This is a genomic window from Streptomyces sp. NPDC058751 (genome assembly GCF_042746485.1).
Classification (GTDB): Bacteria; Actinomycetota; Actinomycetes; order Streptomycetales; family Streptomycetaceae; genus Streptomyces.
Genome location: NZ_JBHYPZ010000001.1, coordinates 1 through 16,033, shown reverse-complemented (window position 1 = coordinate 16,033; position 16,033 = coordinate 1). Strand labels below are relative to the sequence as shown.

The 16,033-nt window shown below is 73.9% G+C and carries 14 protein-coding genes; 11 read left to right on the top strand and 3 right to left on the bottom strand.

Annotated elements, in window-relative coordinates; all coding sequences use genetic code 11:
• Positions 1-49 precede the first annotated feature (49 nt).
• On the top strand, positions 50-1,282 hold the full coding sequence (hemW, locus tag ACFW6B_RS00070; protein ID WP_386590974.1) for a radical SAM family heme chaperone HemW: 1,233 nt from the start codon (positions 50-52) through the stop codon (positions 1,280-1,282).
• 39 nt (positions 1,283-1,321) lie between these two features.
• On the opposite strand, the gene ACFW6B_RS00065 is transcribed toward hemW, so the two are convergent.
• Both ACFW6B_RS00065 and ACFW6B_RS00060 read right to left on the bottom strand, forming a co-directional pair.
• The gene (locus tag ACFW6B_RS00065; protein ID WP_386590973.1) at positions 1,322-2,131 is read right to left on the bottom strand and encodes a DUF3097 domain-containing protein; all 810 of its coding nucleotides are present in this window, start codon (positions 2,129-2,131) and stop codon (positions 1,322-1,324) included.
• A gap of 127 nt (positions 2,132-2,258) precedes the next feature.
• Positions 2,259-3,002 carry an MBL fold metallo-hydrolase gene (locus ACFW6B_RS00060; protein ID WP_386590972.1) on the bottom strand — a complete coding sequence of 248 codons (744 nt, stop codon included), beginning with the start codon at positions 3,000-3,002 and terminating at the stop codon, positions 2,259-2,261.
• 176 nt (positions 3,003-3,178) lie between these two features.
• On the opposite strand from ACFW6B_RS00060, the gene hrcA reads away from it, so the two are divergent.
• From hrcA to ACFW6B_RS00010, 10 genes are all read left to right on the top strand, one after another.
• Entirely contained in the window at positions 3,179-4,195 is a 1,017-nt protein-coding gene (hrcA, locus tag ACFW6B_RS00055; RefSeq protein WP_355764533.1) for a heat-inducible transcriptional repressor HrcA, read from the top strand.
• Complete coding sequence (gene dnaJ / locus ACFW6B_RS00050; protein WP_386590971.1) at positions 4,196-5,335, top strand: molecular chaperone DnaJ; 1,140 nt, start codon at positions 4,196-4,198, stop codon at positions 5,333-5,335.
• Between the two features lie 109 nt (positions 5,336-5,444).
• Positions 5,445-6,539 (top strand): nitronate monooxygenase, encoded by a 1,095-nt coding sequence (locus ACFW6B_RS00045; RefSeq protein WP_386590970.1) that lies wholly within the window; start codon positions 5,445-5,447, stop codon positions 6,537-6,539.
• Positions 6,536-7,285, top strand: coding sequence for a 16S rRNA (uracil(1498)-N(3))-methyltransferase (locus ACFW6B_RS00040; protein ID WP_386590969.1), 750 nt, complete (start codon positions 6,536-6,538; stop codon positions 7,283-7,285). The genes ACFW6B_RS00045 and ACFW6B_RS00040 overlap by 4 nt, the downstream gene beginning before the upstream one ends.
• 47 nt (positions 7,286-7,332) lie before the next feature.
• A complete protein-coding gene (locus tag ACFW6B_RS00035) occupies positions 7,333-7,725 on the top strand; it encodes a VOC family protein (protein ID WP_386590968.1) in 393 nt (130 codons plus the stop codon).
• Positions 7,726-7,917: 192 nt separating this feature from the next.
• On the top strand, positions 7,918-8,433 hold the full coding sequence (locus tag ACFW6B_RS00030) for a hypothetical protein (protein ID WP_386590967.1): 516 nt from the start codon (positions 7,918-7,920) through the stop codon (positions 8,431-8,433).
• A gap of 84 nt (positions 8,434-8,517) precedes the next feature.
• Positions 8,518-11,727 carry a S41 family peptidase gene (locus ACFW6B_RS00025; protein ID WP_386590966.1) on the top strand — a complete coding sequence of 1,070 codons (3,210 nt, stop codon included), beginning with the start codon at positions 8,518-8,520 and terminating at the stop codon, positions 11,725-11,727.
• A gap of 110 nt (positions 11,728-11,837) precedes the next feature.
• Complete coding sequence (locus tag ACFW6B_RS00020) at positions 11,838-12,215, top strand: histidine triad nucleotide-binding protein (RefSeq protein ID WP_386590965.1); 378 nt, start codon at positions 11,838-11,840, stop codon at positions 12,213-12,215.
• Positions 12,216-12,221: 6 nt separating this feature from the next.
• On the top strand, positions 12,222-13,127 hold the full coding sequence (locus ACFW6B_RS00015) for a ribonuclease Z (protein ID WP_386590964.1): 906 nt from the start codon (positions 12,222-12,224) through the stop codon (positions 13,125-13,127).
• A 160-nt stretch (positions 13,128-13,287) separates the two neighbouring features.
• Positions 13,288-14,313 (top strand): adenosine deaminase, encoded by a 1,026-nt coding sequence (locus tag ACFW6B_RS00010; protein WP_386590963.1) that lies wholly within the window; start codon positions 13,288-13,290, stop codon positions 14,311-14,313.
• A 57-nt stretch (positions 14,314-14,370) separates the two neighbouring features.
• Here the strand turns inward: ACFW6B_RS00010 and ACFW6B_RS00005 are convergent, their stop codons facing one another.
• Positions 14,371-15,684 (bottom strand): MFS transporter, encoded by a 1,314-nt coding sequence (locus tag ACFW6B_RS00005; protein ID WP_386590962.1) that lies wholly within the window; start codon positions 15,682-15,684, stop codon positions 14,371-14,373.
• Positions 15,685-16,033: the final 349 nt, after the last annotated feature.

Sequence of the window (16,033 nt, the reverse complement as noted above, 5' to 3'; positions counted from 1 at the left end):
CGGCCCGCGCCGGACACGCCCGCCCCGGCCGTGCTGGACAATGGAACGCATGCCTTCCGCACTTCCCGACGGTGAGCCCGTCCCCGACGACGGGGCGCTGCCCGCGCACGCCCTGGCCGGGGCCGCCGAGCGACCCCTCGGGTTCTACCTCCACGTGCCGTACTGCGCGACCCGCTGCGGCTACTGCGACTTCAACACCTACACGGCGACCGAGCTGCGGGGCAGCGGCGGCGTGCTCGCCTCCCGCGACAACTACGCCGACACCCTGACCGACGAGATCCGGCTCGCCCGCAAGGTCCTCGGCGACGACCCCCGCCCGGTCCGCACGGTCTTCGTCGGAGGCGGCACGCCCACGCTGCTGGCCGCCGACGACCTCGTACGGATGCTGGGGGCGATCCGGGACGAGTTCGGGCTCGCGGACGACGCTGAGGTCACGACGGAGGCGAACCCCGAGTCGGTCGGCCCGGAGTACCTCGCGACCCTGCGCGCCGGCGGCTTCAACCGGATCTCCTTCGGCATGCAGAGCGCCCGGCAGCACGTCCTGAAGGTGCTCGACCGCACGCACACCCCGGGCCGCCCCGAGGCCTGCGTCGCCGAGGCCCGCGCGGCCGGCTTCGCACATGTGAACCTGGACCTGATCTACGGCACGCCGGGGGAGTCGGACGACGACTGGCGGGCCTCGCTCGAAGCGGCCCTCGGCGCCGGTCCCGACCACGTCTCCGCGTACGCGCTGATCGTCGAGGAGGGCACGCAGCTCGCCCGCCGCATCCGCCGCGGCGAGGTCCCCATGACGGACGACGACGTGCACGCGGACCGCTATCTCATCGCGGACGAGGTGATGTCGGCGGCGGGCTTCGAGTGGTACGAGGTGTCGAACTGGGCCGCCTCCGAGGCCGGCCGCTGTCTCCACAACGAGCTGTACTGGCGCGGCGCCGACTGGTGGGGCGCGGGCCCCGGGGCGCACAGCCACGTCGGGGGCGTTCGCTGGTGGAACGTGAAGCATCCGGGGGCGTACGCGGCGGCACTGGCCGAGGGCCGCTCCCCGGGGGCCGGCCGTGAACTCCTCGCCGACGAGGACCGCCGGGTCGAGCGGATCCTCCTCGAACTGCGGCTGCGCGAGGGCTGCCCGCTCTCCCTGCTCCGCCCCGACGGCCTCGCGGCCTCCCGCCGCGCCCTGTCCGACGGACTCCTCGAAGCCGGCCCCTACGACGCCGGCCGCGCCGTCCTCACCCTGCGCGGCCGTCTCCTCGCGGACGCCGTCGTCCGGGACCTGGTGGACTGAGCGCGGTACGTCCGGCACCGGCCGCACCGGCCGTCCCCGTCACTCCGGCGGCGCGGTCACGAAGTCGATCAGTTCCTCCACCCGGCCCAGGAGGGCCGGTTCCAGGTCCTTGTAGGAGCGCACCCGGGACAGGACGTGCTGCCAGGCCGCGCCGGTGTTCTCCGGCCAGCCGAGGGCCCGGCACACGCCCGTCTTCCAGTCCTGGCCGGGCGGGACCCGGGGCCAGGACGGGATGCCGAGGGAGGACGGTTTCACGGCCTCCCAGACGTCGACGTACGGGTGGCCGAGCACCAGGGCGTGCTCGCTCGTGACCGCCTCGGCGATCCGGGACTCCTTCGAGCCCGGGACCAGGTGGTCCACGAGGACGCCGAGCCTGGCGTCCGGGCCCGGGGCGAACGCGTCGACGACCGCCGGGAGGTCGTCGACGCCCTCCAGGTACTCCACGACGACGCCCTCGACGCGCAGGTCGTCGCCCCAGACACGCTCGACCAGTTCGGCGTCGTGACGGCCCTCCACGTAGATGCGCCCGGCGCGCGCGACCCGGGCGCGGGCGCCGGGGACCGCCACCGAGCCGGACGCCGTGCGGCCGGGGCGGACGGGCGCCGCGGGCGCCGGGCGGACCAGGGTCACCACCTCGCCCTCCAGGAGGAAGCCGCGCGGCTCCAGCGGGAACACCCGGTGCTTGCCGAAGCGGTCCTCCAGGGTCACCGTGCCCGCCTCGCAGCGGATCACCGCGCCGCAGAAGCCGGTGCCGGGCTCCTCGACGACCAGACCCGGGTCCGCCGGGACCTCGGGCACGGACCGGGGCTTCTTCCACGGCGGGGTCAGGTCCGGAGAGTACTGGCGCATTCGGATGACGATAGGAGAAGCGCGCCGGCGCTCCCCGCGACACGCCGGAACAGACCGGGCCGGACCCCGGCCGCCCGGCCCCCGCGGAGCCGGAACCTGCGGAGCCGGAACCCGCCGGGAGCCGCCGTCACGGACCCGCCCGGTCGGCCCCCGCCGGGCCGAAGCGCGCCGCCAGGGCCTCCCGTTGGGCCCGTACGAACGCGGCGTCCACGATCGCGCCGTGGCCGGGGACGTACAGCGCGTCCTCGCCGCCCAGTCCGAGCAGGGTGTCGAGCGCCGCGGGCCAGCGCGACGGTACGGCGTCGGGGCCCGCCTGCGGCTCGCCGGACTCCTCGACCAGGTCGCCGCAGAACACCACCGCCGGGTCGCCCGGCACGACGGCCACGAGGTCGTGCGCGGTGTGGCCCTCGCCCGTCCGCACCAGCCGGACCCGGACGCCGCCGCCGAGATCCAGGTCCAGGGTGTCCCGGACGAAGAGCCGGGGACGTACGAGCGTGTCGGCCGCCTCCTCGGCCGCCCCCGGGTCGAGCCCGTTGCGCACCGCGTCCGCGCACAGCTCGTCGCGGCCACCGCCGTACGCCCCGGACGAACCGTCCGCGACGAGGATCCGCGCGCCCGCGAACGCCGCGGCACCGAACACGTGGTCGAAATGCGGGTGGGTGAGCGCGATATGGGTCACACGCCCGCCGGTCAGGGCCCGCGCGTCGGCGCGCAGCGCGGCGCCCTCCGCGAGGCTCGATCCCGCGTCGATCATCAGCGCCGCCCCCTCGCCGACGACGAGCCCGGCCGTGCAGTCCCAGCGCGGAAGCCGCCGCCGCCCCACCCGGGGCGCCACCCTTTCCCACCCGAGCTCTTCCCAAGTCAGCCTCATGCGGCGACGCTAACGGTGGCCGGGTGCCGTGCACGACATCGCGGGGCGGCCCTTGCCCGGGGCGTGCCCGACCGCCGTACACTGAACCGGGGAACGTTGGCACTCGCGTGCGCTGAGTGCCAGGCGAATGCCGCGAAGGCCACGAAGACCACCGAGTCGACTTCTGGAGGTGCGCGATGCTCAGCGAACGCAGGCTGGAGGTGCTGCGCGCCATCGTCCAGGACTACGTGGGCACCGAGGAGCCGGTCGGCTCCAAGGCGCTCACCGAGCGGCACCGCCTCGGCGTCTCGCCCGCCACCGTCCGCAACGACATGGCGGTCCTGGAGGACGAGGGGTACATCGCCCAGCCGCACACCAGCGCCGGGCGCATCCCCACGGACAAGGGCTACCGCCTCTTCGTCGACAAGCTCGCCGGCGTCAAGCCGATGACCGCGCCCGAGCGCCGCGCCATCCAGAACTTCCTGGACGGAGCCGTCGACCTGGACGACGTCGTGGGGCGGACCGTGCGGCTGCTCGCGCAGCTCACCCGCCAGGTCGCCGTCGTGCAGTACCCCTCGCTGACCCGTTCGACCGTGCGCCACGTGGAGCTGCTGTCGATGGCTCCCGCGCGGGTGATGCTCGTGCTGATCACGGACACCGGCCGGGTCGAACAGCGCATGATCAACTGTCCGGCGCCGTTCGGTGAGACGTCGCTGGCGGACCTGCGCGCCCGGCTCAACAGCCGGGTCGCGGGGCGTCCCTTCGCGGACGTCCCGCAGCTCGTCCAGGACCTCCCGGAAGCCTTCGAGGCGGAGGACCGGGGTACGGTCTCGACGGTGCTCTCCACGCTGCTGGAGACACTGGTCGAGGAGACCGAGGAGCGGCTGATGATCGGCGGTACCGCCAATCTCACGCGCTTCGGACATGACTTCCCCCTCACCATCCGGCCGGTGCTCGAAGCGCTGGAGGAGCAGGTCGTGCTCCTCAAGTTGCTCGGGGAGGCCGGGGATTCGAGCATGACCGTGCGAATCGGGCACGAGAACGCGTACGAGGGACTCAACTCCACGTCCGTGGTCTCCGTCGGCTACGGTTCGGGCGGCGAGGCAGTAGCCAAACTCGGCGTGGTCGGCCCGACCCGCATGGATTATCCGGGAACGATGGGAGCGGTACGAGCGGTGGCACGGTACGTCGGACAGATCCTGGCGGAGTCGTAAGTGGCCACGGACTACTACGCCGTACTCGGCGTGCGCCGCGACGCGTCCCAGGACGAGATCAAGAAGGCGTTCCGGAGGCTCGCTCGCGAGCTGCACCCGGACGTCAATCCCGATCCGAAGACGCAGGAGCGGTTCAAGGAGATCAACGCCGCGTACGAGGTGTTGTCGGACCCGCAGAAGAAGCAGGTCTACGACCTCGGCGGCGACCCGCTGTCCCAGCAGGGCGGCGGCGCCGGTGCCGGCGGCTTCGGCCAGGGCGGCTTCGGGAACTTCTCGGACATCATGGACGCGTTCTTCGGCACGGCGTCGCAGCGCGGACCGCGCTCGCGCACCCGCCGCGGCCAGGACGCCATGATCCGGCTGGAGATCGAGCTCGACGAGGCGGCCTTCGGCACCACGAAGGACATCCAGGTCGACACGGCCGTCGTCTGCGGCACCTGCAACGGCGAGGGCGCAGCCCCCGGAACCGCCGCGCAGACCTGTGACATGTGCCGCGGCCGCGGCGAGGTGTCCCAGGTGACGCGGTCCTTCCTCGGCCAGGTCATGACCTCGCGGCCGTGTCCGCAGTGCCAGGGCTTCGGCACCGTCGTCCCGACCCCGTGCCACGAGTGCGCGGGCGACGGCCGGGTCCGCTCCCGCCGCACCCTCACGGTCAAGATCCCGGCCGGTGTGGACAACGGCACCCGCATCCAGCTCGCGGGCGAGGGCGAGGTCGGCCCCGGCGGCGGCCCCGCCGGCGACCTGTACGTCGAGATCCACGAGCTGCCGCACAAGACCTTCCAGCGGCGCGGTGACGACCTGCACTGCACGGTCACCATCCCGATGACGGCGGCGGCCCTCGGCACCAAGGTGCCGCTGGAGACCCTCGACGGCATGGAGGAGGTCGACATCCGTCCGGGCACGCAGTCCGGCCAGTCGATCCCGCTGCACGGCCGGGGCGTCACGCACCTGCGCGGCGGCGGCCGCGGCGACCTCGTCGTGCACGTCGAGGTCATGACGCCGACCAAGCTCGACCCGGAGCAGGAGCGGGTGCTGCGCGAGCTGGCGCAGATGCGCGGCGAGGAGCGGCCCACCGGCCAGTTCCAGCCCGGTCAGCAGGGGCTCTTCTCCCGGCTGAAGGACGCCTTCAACGGCCGCTGACCCAGGCGGGGCACGGGGCCCGAAGCGCCCCGTGCCCTCCACGTCAAAGGCCGTATCCGGCCGGACGACCGGATTCGGACTTGTCCGGGGGACGTGACAACATGCCGTCATGTCCTCCGCGCTGACCGATCTCTTCCCTCACCCGATCGTGCAGGCCCCCATGGCGGGCGGAGTCTCCGTCCCGCAGCTCGCCGCCGCCGTGTCCGAGGCCGGCGGGCTCGGCTTCCTCGCCGCGGGGTACAAGACCGCCGACGGCATGTACCAGGAGATCAAGCAGCTGCGCGGGCTGACCGGCCGTCCCTTCGGCGTCAACCTGTTCCTCCCGCAGCCCGAGTACGCGGACGCGGCCGCGGTCCAGGTGTACGCCCACCAGCTCGCCGGCGAGGCCGCCTGGTACGAGACCGGGCTCGGCGATCCGGACAGCGGCCGCGACGACGGCTACGACGCCAAACTCGCCGTCCTCCTCGACGACCCGGTGGCGGTGGTCTCCTTCCACTTCGGCGTCCCGAGGCCCGAGGTGCTCCAGTCGCTGCGGCGCGCCGGCACCCTCACCCTGGTCACCGCGACCACGGCCGAGGAAGCCCTCGGCGCGCAGCGGGCCGGCGCCGACGCGGTCGTCGTCCAGGGCGTCGAGGCCGGCGGACACCAGGGCACCCACCGCGACAACCCGGAGACGGACGGGACGGGCGTCGGCCTGCTGACGCTGCTCGCGCAGGTGCGCGAGACCGTGGAGATCCCGCTCGTCGCGGCCGGCGGCATCATGCGCGGCAGCCAGATAGCCGCCGTCCTCGCCGCGGGCGCGGACGCCGCCCAGCTCGGCACCGCCTTCCTCGCCACCCCCGAGTCCGGCGCCCCCGCCGTGCACAAGCAGGCGCTGACCGACCCCCTCTACGTACGCACCGAGCTCACGCGCGCCTTCTCCGGACGCCCGGCGCGCGCGCTGGCCAACCGCTTCATGCGCGAGCACGGCCCGTACGCCCCCGCCGCCTACCCCGAGGTCCACCACCTCACCCTGCCCCTGCGCAAGGCGGCCGCCAAGGCGGGCGACGCGCAGGGCACGGCGCTGTGGGCGGGGCAGGGGCACCGCATGGCCCGCGACCTGCCCGCCGGGCGGCTCGTGGAGGTACTGAACGCAGAAACCGCGGCCGCCGGGACAGCGTTGTCGGCCGCCGCCGAGATCCCGGAAGAGGGTGCGCCCCGATGACGGCACCGGTGTTCCTGGTCGAGCACTTCGACACGGACGGCGAGGGACGCCACGTCCTCGACGGACCCGAGGGACGGCACGCCGTCTCCGTGAAACGGCTGCACAGCGGTGAGGACGTCGTGCTCACCGACGGGGCCGGGCGCCGGGCGGAGTGCGTGGTCCTCGGCACCGAGGGCAAGGACCGGCTGATCGTGCGGATGGGCACGGTCACCGAGGAGCCGCCCGAGGAGCCGCGCATCACGGTCGTCCAGGCCCTGCCCAAAGGGGACCGGGGCGAGCTGGCCGTCGAGACCATGACCGAGACCGGCGTCGACGCGATCGTCCCCTGGGCCGCCTCCCGCTGCATCACGCAGTGGAAGGGTGAGCGGGGCCTGAAGGCGCTCACCAAGTGGCGGGCCACCGCCCGGGAGGCGGGCAAGCAGTCCCGCCGGGCGCGCTTCCCGGAGGTCGCGGACGCCATGACGACCAGGCAGGTTGCCGCACTTCTCGCCAAAGCCGACCTCGCCGCCGTGCTCCACGAGGACACCGCCCTCGGCACCGAGCCCTTCGCCACCGCCGAGCTGCCCGCCTCCGGGGAGATCGTCCTGGTGGTCGGCCCCGAGGGCGGGATCTCCGCCGACGAGGTCGCCCTCTTCACCGAGGCCGGCGCGAAGACCTTCCACCTGGGGCGCACGGTGCTGCGCACCTCGACGGCCGGGACCGTCGCCACCGCTCTGCTGCTGGCCCGCACCGGCCGCTGGTCCTGACCCGCCGTCGGCCCGACCCACCGTCCGCACCTCCACCGGGGAACTCCATGGAACTCGCCCAGGTACGACTGCTCGTCACCGACTTCGCCGGCTGCTACCGCTTCTACTCCGAAGTCCTCGGCCTCAAGCCCCAGTCGGGCGCCGCCGAGGGACCGTACGAGAAGTTCAGTCCGGTCACCGGGTCCGCGGGCATCGCCCTCCAGGACCGGACCGTGATGGCCGGGATACTGGGTGAGCTCGGCGAGGTCGTCACCGGACACCGGTCGCTGGTGGTGCTGCGGGTGGACGACCTCGACACCTACTGCGAGCAGATCGTCTCGCGCGGCGCGACCCTCCTGCACGGCCCCGCGCCCATGACGGAGCGCATGCGCGTCGCCCACCTCAAGGACCCCGAGGGCAACCTGGTGGAGCTCCAGGAGTGGCTGCTGATGCTCGGCTGACGGACGCTCAGGAGCACGCGGGGACGAGGAGGCCGGGGAACTGTACGGCCTCCCCGTCCGTGGCGCGACACCTTCGGGTGGTTGTGCCCCCGATGGCCGCATGCGGTCTACCGCGCACCGCCGCGCGGTGGCACGCTGCCGTCCATGGGGGCTTCGAGGTACTTCAGACACCGCACGAGGCGCGGGCGGGTCATGACGGCCGTCGGACTGGGCGCGGCCGGAGTGTTCGCCGTGACCGGGTGCCAGCCCATGGACGGACTCAGCACCGCGACCGTGGCCTACACGACCGACCAGACGGCGACCAGCGAACTGAACCGCCGGCACGTGGACGTGAGGTGGCTCACCTGCACCGCGAGCCTCGGCGACGCCGGCAAGGCCCGCACCCCGGGGAAGTCGTCCTCGCCGAGCGAGAACACCGTGGCGAGCGTCGACTGCCAGGGCCAGACCGGCGACGGCCGGGCCATCACCGTCAAGGGCAAGGTCACCCGTGCCGTCAACGGCGCCTGCGTACGCGGCGATCTGCGCGCCACCGTCGGCAAGAAGCAGATCTTCCACGTCAAGGGCCTCGGCGACTGCGACGCGGGACCCACCCCGCCGGTCACCTACCGCCCCACCAACGGGCAGCCCGACCCCACCGTCACCGTCACCGTCACGAAGACGATGTGGTGCAAGGGCGACCCCACCTGCTGGCCCTCGCAGGGCAAGTGACCTGCCCGCCCGCGCACGGACCGTGCGCGGGCCAAGTGATCCGAACCCCTGTCGGGCCACGCGCACGCTGCATAGGGTGACCGGGTGACCGATTCCGCAGCCTCCGCGTACATCCGGTTTCCGCACCTGCACGGCGAGTTGGTCGTCTTCACGGCCGAGGACGACATCTGGGCGGCCCCCCTCGACGGCGGGGGCCGCGCCTGGCGGGTCAGCGCCGACAACGTCCCGGTCAGCCATCCACGCATCTCCCCGGACGGCACGACCGTCGCCTGGACCTCGACGCGCGACGGAGCCCCCGAGGTCCACGCCGCCTCCCTCGACGGCGGTCCCGCGAAACGCCTGACGTACTGGGGCAGCGCGAAGACCCAGGTGCGCGGCTGGACCCCCGACGGACAGGTGCTCGCCCTCAGCGCCCAGGGACAGGCCAGCCTGCGCCGCACCTGGGCGCGGTCCGTCCCGCTCGACGGCGGCCCCGCGACGACCCTGCCCTACGGACCCGTCGGCGACGTCGCCCACGGCGAGGGCGGTGTCGTCCTGCTGTCCGCCCCGATGGGCCGCGAGGCCGCCTGGTGGAAGCGCTACCGGGGCGGCACGGCGGGCAAGCTGTGGATCGACCGGGACGGCGACGGGGAGTTCGTCCGGCTGCACGAGGACATCGACGGCAACATCGAACACCCCCTCTGGGCCGGCGGGCGGATCGCCTTCCTCTCCGACCACGAGGGCGTCGGCGCCCTGTACTCCTCCCTCGCCGACGGATCCGACCTGCGCCGCCACACCCCCCTCGACTTGTTCTACGCCCGCCACGCCGCCACCGACGGCACCCGCGTGGTGTACGTGGCCGCCGGTGAACTCTGGCTCCTCGACAACCTCGACGGCGCCGAGCCGCGCCGCCTCGGCATCCGGCTCGGCGGCCAGCGCACCGACCGGCAGCCGCACCCCGTGAGCGCCTCGCGCTGGGCCTCCGCCGCCGCGCCCGACCACACCGGGCGCGGCAGCGCGGTCTGCGTGCGCGGTGCCGTCCACTGGGTCACCCACCGCTCCGGCCCGGCCCGCGCGCTCGCCGCCGAACCCGGCGTCCGGGCCCGGCTGCCCCGCACCTTCCGCGCCGAGGGTGAGGAACACGTGGTGTGGGTGACCGACGCCGAGGGCGACGACGCCCTCGAATTCGCCCCCGCCACCGGAGCCGCCCCCGGCGCCACCCCGCGACGGCTCGCCGCCGGCGCGCTCGGCCGGGTCCTCGGCCTCGCCGTGGCACCCGACGGAAGCCGCGTCGCCGTCGCCTCCCACGACGGGCGCGTCCTGCTCGTCGAGCGCGAGAGCGGCGAGGTCCGCGAGGTCGACCGCAGCGAGGACGGCGAGGTCAGCGGCCTCGTCTTCTCGCCCGACTCGGGGTGGCTCGCCTGGTCGCACCCCGGCCCGCGCCCGCTGCGCCAGCTCAGACTCGCCAACACCACCGACCTGTCGGTGACCGAGGCGACCCCGCTGCGCTTCCGGGACTACGCGCCGGCGTTCACCCTCGACGGAAAGCACCTCGCCTTCCTGTCGGCCCGCGCCTTCGACCCCGTCTACGACGAGCACGTCTTCGACCTGGCCTTCGTCGGCGGCTCCCGGCCGTACCTGATCACCCTGGCCGCGACGACCCCGTCCCCCTTCGGACCGCAGCGGCACGGCAGGCCCTTCGAGGCGCCCGACAAGGACGAGACGCCCGACAGCGAGGGCACCCCCAGCACCCGTATCGACCTGGACGGACTCGCCGACCGGATCGTGCCGTTCCCCGTCGAGGCCGCCCGCTACTCCACGCTGCGCGCCGCCAAGGACGGACTGCTGTGGCTGCGCCACCCGGTGCGGGGGGTGCTCGGTGCCTCCCGCGCCACCCCGGACGACCCGGACCCCAAGACCGAACTGGAGCGGTACGACCTCGCCCAGCAGCGCGTCGAGCACCTCGCCGCCGACGCCGACCACATCACCGTCACCGGGGACGGCAAGCGCGTCCTGCTGTGGACCGACGGCAAGCTCAAGGTCGTCCCCAGCGACCGGCGCGCCTCGAACGACGACGAGAGCGACACGAACGTCACCGTCGACCTGTCGCGGGTGCGCCAGGACGTCGACCCGGCCGCCGAGTGGCGCCAGATGTACGACGAGACGGGCCGCCTCATGCGGGACAACTTCTGGCGCCCGGACCTGGGCGGCGTCGACTGGGACGCCGTCCTCGACCGGTACCGGCCGGTCCTGGATCGGGTCGCCACCCACGACGACCTCGTCGACCTGCTGTGGGAGGTGCAGGGCGAACTCGGCACCTCGCACGCCTACGTCAGCCCGCGCGGCTGGGGCGGCGGGGAACGGGCGCAAGGACTCCTCGGCGCGGACGTCTCCCGCCACGAGGACGGCAGCTGGCGCATCGACCGGATCCTCCCCTCGGAGACCTCCGACCCGGAGGCACGGGCCCCGCTCGCCGCGCCCGGCGTCGCGGTCCGCGCCGGGGACGCGATCGTCGCGGTCAACGGCCGGCCGGTGGACCCGGTGGCCGGACCCGCGCCCCTGCTCGTCGGCACCGCGGGCAAGCCCGTCGAACTGACCGTCTCGCCCTCGGGCGGCGGCGATCCGCGTCACACGGTCGTCGTACCGCTCGCCGACGAGGAGCCGCTGCGCTACCACGCCTGGGTGGCCGACCGGCGCGCCTACGTCCACGAGCGGTCCGGCGGACGCCTCGGCTATCTGCACGTGCCGGACATGGTCGGCGCCGGATGGGCGCAGCTCCACCGCGACCTGCGGGTCGAGGTGGCCCGGGAGGGCCTGGTCGTGGACGTCCGCGAGAACCGCGGCGGCCACACCTCCCAGCTCGTCGTCGAGAAGCTCGCCCGGCGGATCGTCGGCTGGGACCTGCCCCGCGGACTGCGCCCCTACAGCTACCCGGAGGACGCGCCGCGCGGTCCCGTCGTCGCCGTCGCCAACGAGTTCTCCGGCTCCGACGGCGACATCGTCAACGCGGCGGTCAAGGCGCTCGGCATCGGACCCGTCGTCGGCACCCGCACCTGGGGCGGCGTCATCGGCATCGACAGCCGCTACCACCTCGTCGACGGCACCCTCGTCACCCAGCCCAAGTACGCCTTCTGGATGGAGGGCCAGGGGTGGGGCGTCGAGAACCACGGTGTCGATCCCGACGTCGAGGTCGTCCAGACGCCGCAGGACCACGCGGCCGGCCGTGACCCCCAGCTCGACGAGGCGGTCAGGATCGCGCTGGCCGCCCTGGAGGAGACCCCGGCGAAGACCCCGCCGGAGCTGCCGCCGCTGTGACCTTCGCCCGGCGGGACGGACGGCGGCGCGAGCCGCGCACGAGCCGTCCGTCCCGCGGGGCCGCTAGCATGCGGATCGGTAAAAGATCGCCGGCTTGAGGAGGTACACGCATGGCGCAGGAGCCGGAGCAGGACGCGGGTGGGGAACCGCGGGACGACTGTCTGTTCTGCAAGATCGTGGCGGGGCACATCCCGGCGACGCTGGTGCGCGAGAGCGACACGACCGTGGCGTTCCGCGACATCAACCCGCAGGCGCCGACCCACGTCCTGGTCATTCCCAAGGTGCACTACCCCGACGCGGCGTCGCTCGCCGCCGCCGAGCCCGCCGTCACGGCCGACGTGCTGCGCGAGGCCGGTGAGGTCGCGGCCGAGGAGAAGCTCGACAGCTACCGCATCGTGTTCAACACGGGCAGCGGTGCCGGGCAGACCGTCTTCCACGCGCACGCCCACCTCCTGGGCGGCCGTGGCATGCAGTGGCCGCCGGGATAGCCGGCCTTGTCCGCACGTGAACTGGTGGTCCTCGGCACCGCCAGCCAGGTCCCGACCCGGCACCGCAACCACAACGGCTATCTGCTGCGCTGGGACGGCGAGGGCATCCTCTTCGACCCCGGCGAGGGAACACAGCGCCAGATGCTGCGTGCCGGGGTCGCCGCGCACGACCTGCACCGCATCTGCGTCACCCACTTCCACGGCGACCACGCTCTCGGACTCGGCGGGGTGATCCAGCGCATCAACCTCGACCGCGTCCCGCACGAGGTGACCGCGCACTACCCGCTCTCCGGGCAGCACTTCTTCGAGCGGCTGCGGTACGCCACCGCCTACCGCGAGACCGTGCCGCTGGCCGAGGTGCCGGTCGCGGACGACGGCGTCCTCGCGACGACGCCCGCGTACACCCTGGAGGCCCGCAGGCTCTCCCATCCCGTCGAGTCCTTCGGGTACCGGCTGGTCGAGCCGGACGGGCGGCGGATGCTGCCGGAGCGGCTCGCGGAGCACGGGATCAAGGGGCCCGACGTCGGGGTGCTGCAACGGGAGGGCTCCCTGAGGGGCGTCACGCTGGACGACGTCAGCGAGGTCCGGCGCGGGCAGAAGTTCGCGTTCGTCATGGACACCCGGATGTGCGAGGGGGTGGACGCGCTCGCCGAGGGCTGCGACCTGCTGGTCATCGAGTCGACCTTCCTCGACGGGGACCACCGGCTGGCCTCCGACCACGGCCATCTGACGGCGGGACAGGCGGGCCGGGCGGCCAAGGAGGCGGGGGTGCGGCACCTCGTGCTCACCCACTTCAGCCAGCGCTACCCCGACCCCGACGCGTTCGGGCACGAGGCCCGCGCGGCGGGCTTCGACGGGGAGCTGACGGTGGCGCAGGACCTGGTGCGGGTGCCGGTCCCGAAGCGGCACTGAGGACACGGCGGGCGGGGACCGGGTCCGGCCCCCGCCCACGACACCGGTGCCCGGGCGCTCCGCGCCGGGGCGCTCCGGGCCCGGTGGTCTGCGCCGGGGTGCTCCGTGCCGAGAAGGCGCCGTTTTCGATGCATCGGTCGATGGGCCGTACGATTCTTCGATGTCCATCCCCAAGGCTGAACTGCACCTGCACATCGAAGGCACCCTCGAACCCGAGCTGGCTTTCGAGCTCGCCGCGCGCAACGGGGTCACGCTGCCGTACGCGGACACCGAGGAGCTCCGCGAGGCGTACCGCTTCGACGACCTCCAGACCTTCCTGAACCTGTACTACGAGCTCATGGCCGTCCTGCGGACGGAAGCGGACTTCGCCGACCTGGCCGACGCCTACCTCGCCCGCGCAGCCGCGCAGGGCGTACGGCACGCGGAGATCTTCTTCGACCCGCAGGCGCACATGGCCCGGGGCGTGCCGATGGGGACGGTCGTCGAGGGGCTGTGGCGGGCGCTCGGGCGCAGCGAGGAGACCCACGGCGTCTCCACCCAGCTCATCATGTGCTTCCTGCGCGACGAGTCCGCGGAGTCCGCCATGGACACCCTTCAGGCCGCGAAGCCCTACCTCGACCGGATCACCGGCGTCGGCCTCGACTCCGCCGAGGCCGGATACCCGCCGGCCAAGTTCCGCGCGGTGTACGAGGCCGCCGCCGGGCTCGGTCTGCGACGCGTCGCGCACGCGGGCGAGGAGGGGCCGCCCGCGTACATCACCGAGGCCCTCGACGTCCTCGGCGTCGAGCGCGTCGACCACGGGCTGCGCTGCACGGAGGACCCCGAGCTCGTCGCGCGGCTGGTCAGGGAGCGGGTGCCGCTGACCCTGTGCCCGCTGTCGAACGTACGGCTGCGCGCGGTGGACGTCCTGGCGGAGCACCCGCTGCCCGCCATGATGGACGCCGGGCTGCTGTGCACGGTCAACTCCGACGACCCCGCCTACTTCGGCGGCTACGCCGGCGACAACTTCGACGCCGTGCGCGAGGCCCTGGGACTGGGCGAGGAGCGGCTGCGGGAACTGGCCCGCAACTCGTTCGAGGCGTCCTTCCTGGAGCACGACGAGGAGCGGCGCGCACGGTACATGGCCGAGGTCGAGGCGTACGAGTTCCCTCAGCCCGTCGAGAGCCCGTCCAGCTCGGCCGGCTAGCCCGTCGAGCGCCCGCCCACCCTCCCCTCCTGTGGGGCGGGCGGGCGCTCGCGGGAGTCAGACGCCCACAGGGCCGGGTGCGGGCGCGGGTGCGGCGGCCGTGCGCCGGAGCCTCGTCCCGTACGCCCCGCGCTGGGCGGGCACGCCGTTCAGCGCGGTCTCCACGACGGGGAGTTCGGCCACGGGGACGTCCAGGGCGGGGAGTTCGGCCACCGGGGCCGCGCTCGCCGGGGTCCCGGCGGGCCGGCCGGTGTGCCGTGAGCGCAGCGCCACGAGCGTCATCGGGACGCCGACCAGCAGCAGACCGGCCGCCAGGACCGCTCCCATCGCCGGGTAACCCGCCCACGCGGCCAGCGCGCTGCCGGTGAGCGGCCCGCACGCCGTGCCGAGCGAGGAGGCGGAACCGACGAGGACCGCCCACCGGCCGCGCGGGTCCATGGACGCGGCGAGGCCGATCAGGTACGAGAACGCGACCGGGTACAGCGCGTTCCAGGTGATCTCGCCCGTGGCGAAGGACGTCAGACCGGTGGCCGCCGCGCTCAGCGCGATGCACCCGGCGATCAGCGCCGTGCCCAGGCCGATCGGCAGGGCCCGGCCGAGCCGGGTGCCCAGGGCGCTCGCGCCGATCGTCCCGAGCAGTCCCGCGCCGAGCGCCACCGCGAAGACCGCGCCCACCTCGACCTCGGTGAGCCCCGCCTGCGTCAGGCCTATCCGGCCGCTCACGCCCCACAGGGAGTTCTGGGCCAGGGACCAGAAGAACATCGCGGCGGCGAGCGCCAGCCCGGCGCGGCGGTGCGGGAGCGGGCCGCCGGCGCGCAGGGCACGGTCGGCCGGTGCGCGGGCCGGGAGGCGTCCCGTCAGGCCCAGGGCGAGCAGCGCGGTGCAGGCGATCGCGGCGAGCGGGACCCCGTGCCCCGGGCCCAGCCGGGGGATCGTCAGGTACAGGGCGCCCGCGAGGCCGGAGACGCCGAGCAGGCCCAGCGTGGTGACCCGGTGCGGGTCGCGCCGGCCGGCGATCCCGGACGCGGCGACCGCGGTGGCCGTGCCCGAGCCGAAGCCGCCGAGGACCGCGCCCGCGACCACCAGGGGGACGTCCGCCGAGAGCGCGGCGGTGCCGTAGCCGGCGGCAGCGAGGAGCAGTCCGGCGCGGGCCGTCGCGCGCGGGCCGAAACGGTCGACGCGGGAGGCCAGCAGGAAGCCGGCCGAGGACGAGCCCAGCAGCAGGACACTGCCGACGGCACCGGCTTGGGTGGCCGACAGCGGGAGGCCCGCGTCGAGGCGGCCGACGGTGGTGGGGAGCAGGTACGCGGCGAGGTATCCGGCCGTGAACAGGGCGACGAGGGGCCAGGGCGTGGGGGTACGGGCGGACACGGGCGTTCCCAGGGCAGGCGAGGGCGGCTCACGAGGAGAGGTGGAGGGCGGCCGTCGACGGACAGGAACGCGCGGGCAATTTGTATCAAGGTGGGGGGTCCGCGAAGAAGGCGCGGCGATGTGATCTGGGGCACTCGTTGTTTGCGGTGGGATTTCCCGGGCAGGGGCGTCCTCTCTCGAATGCCGAATGCCGAATGCCGAATGCCGAATGCCGAATGCCGAACGCCGAGCGCGAAGCGGAGCCGGTACCGGGGTCGGTCCGGTGGGTGGGTCGGGGCCGTGCCGGTACATCCGCCCGTCGCCGTTGGACGCAGATGTGACCGTCGGTGGCGACGGGCATCTGATGTAC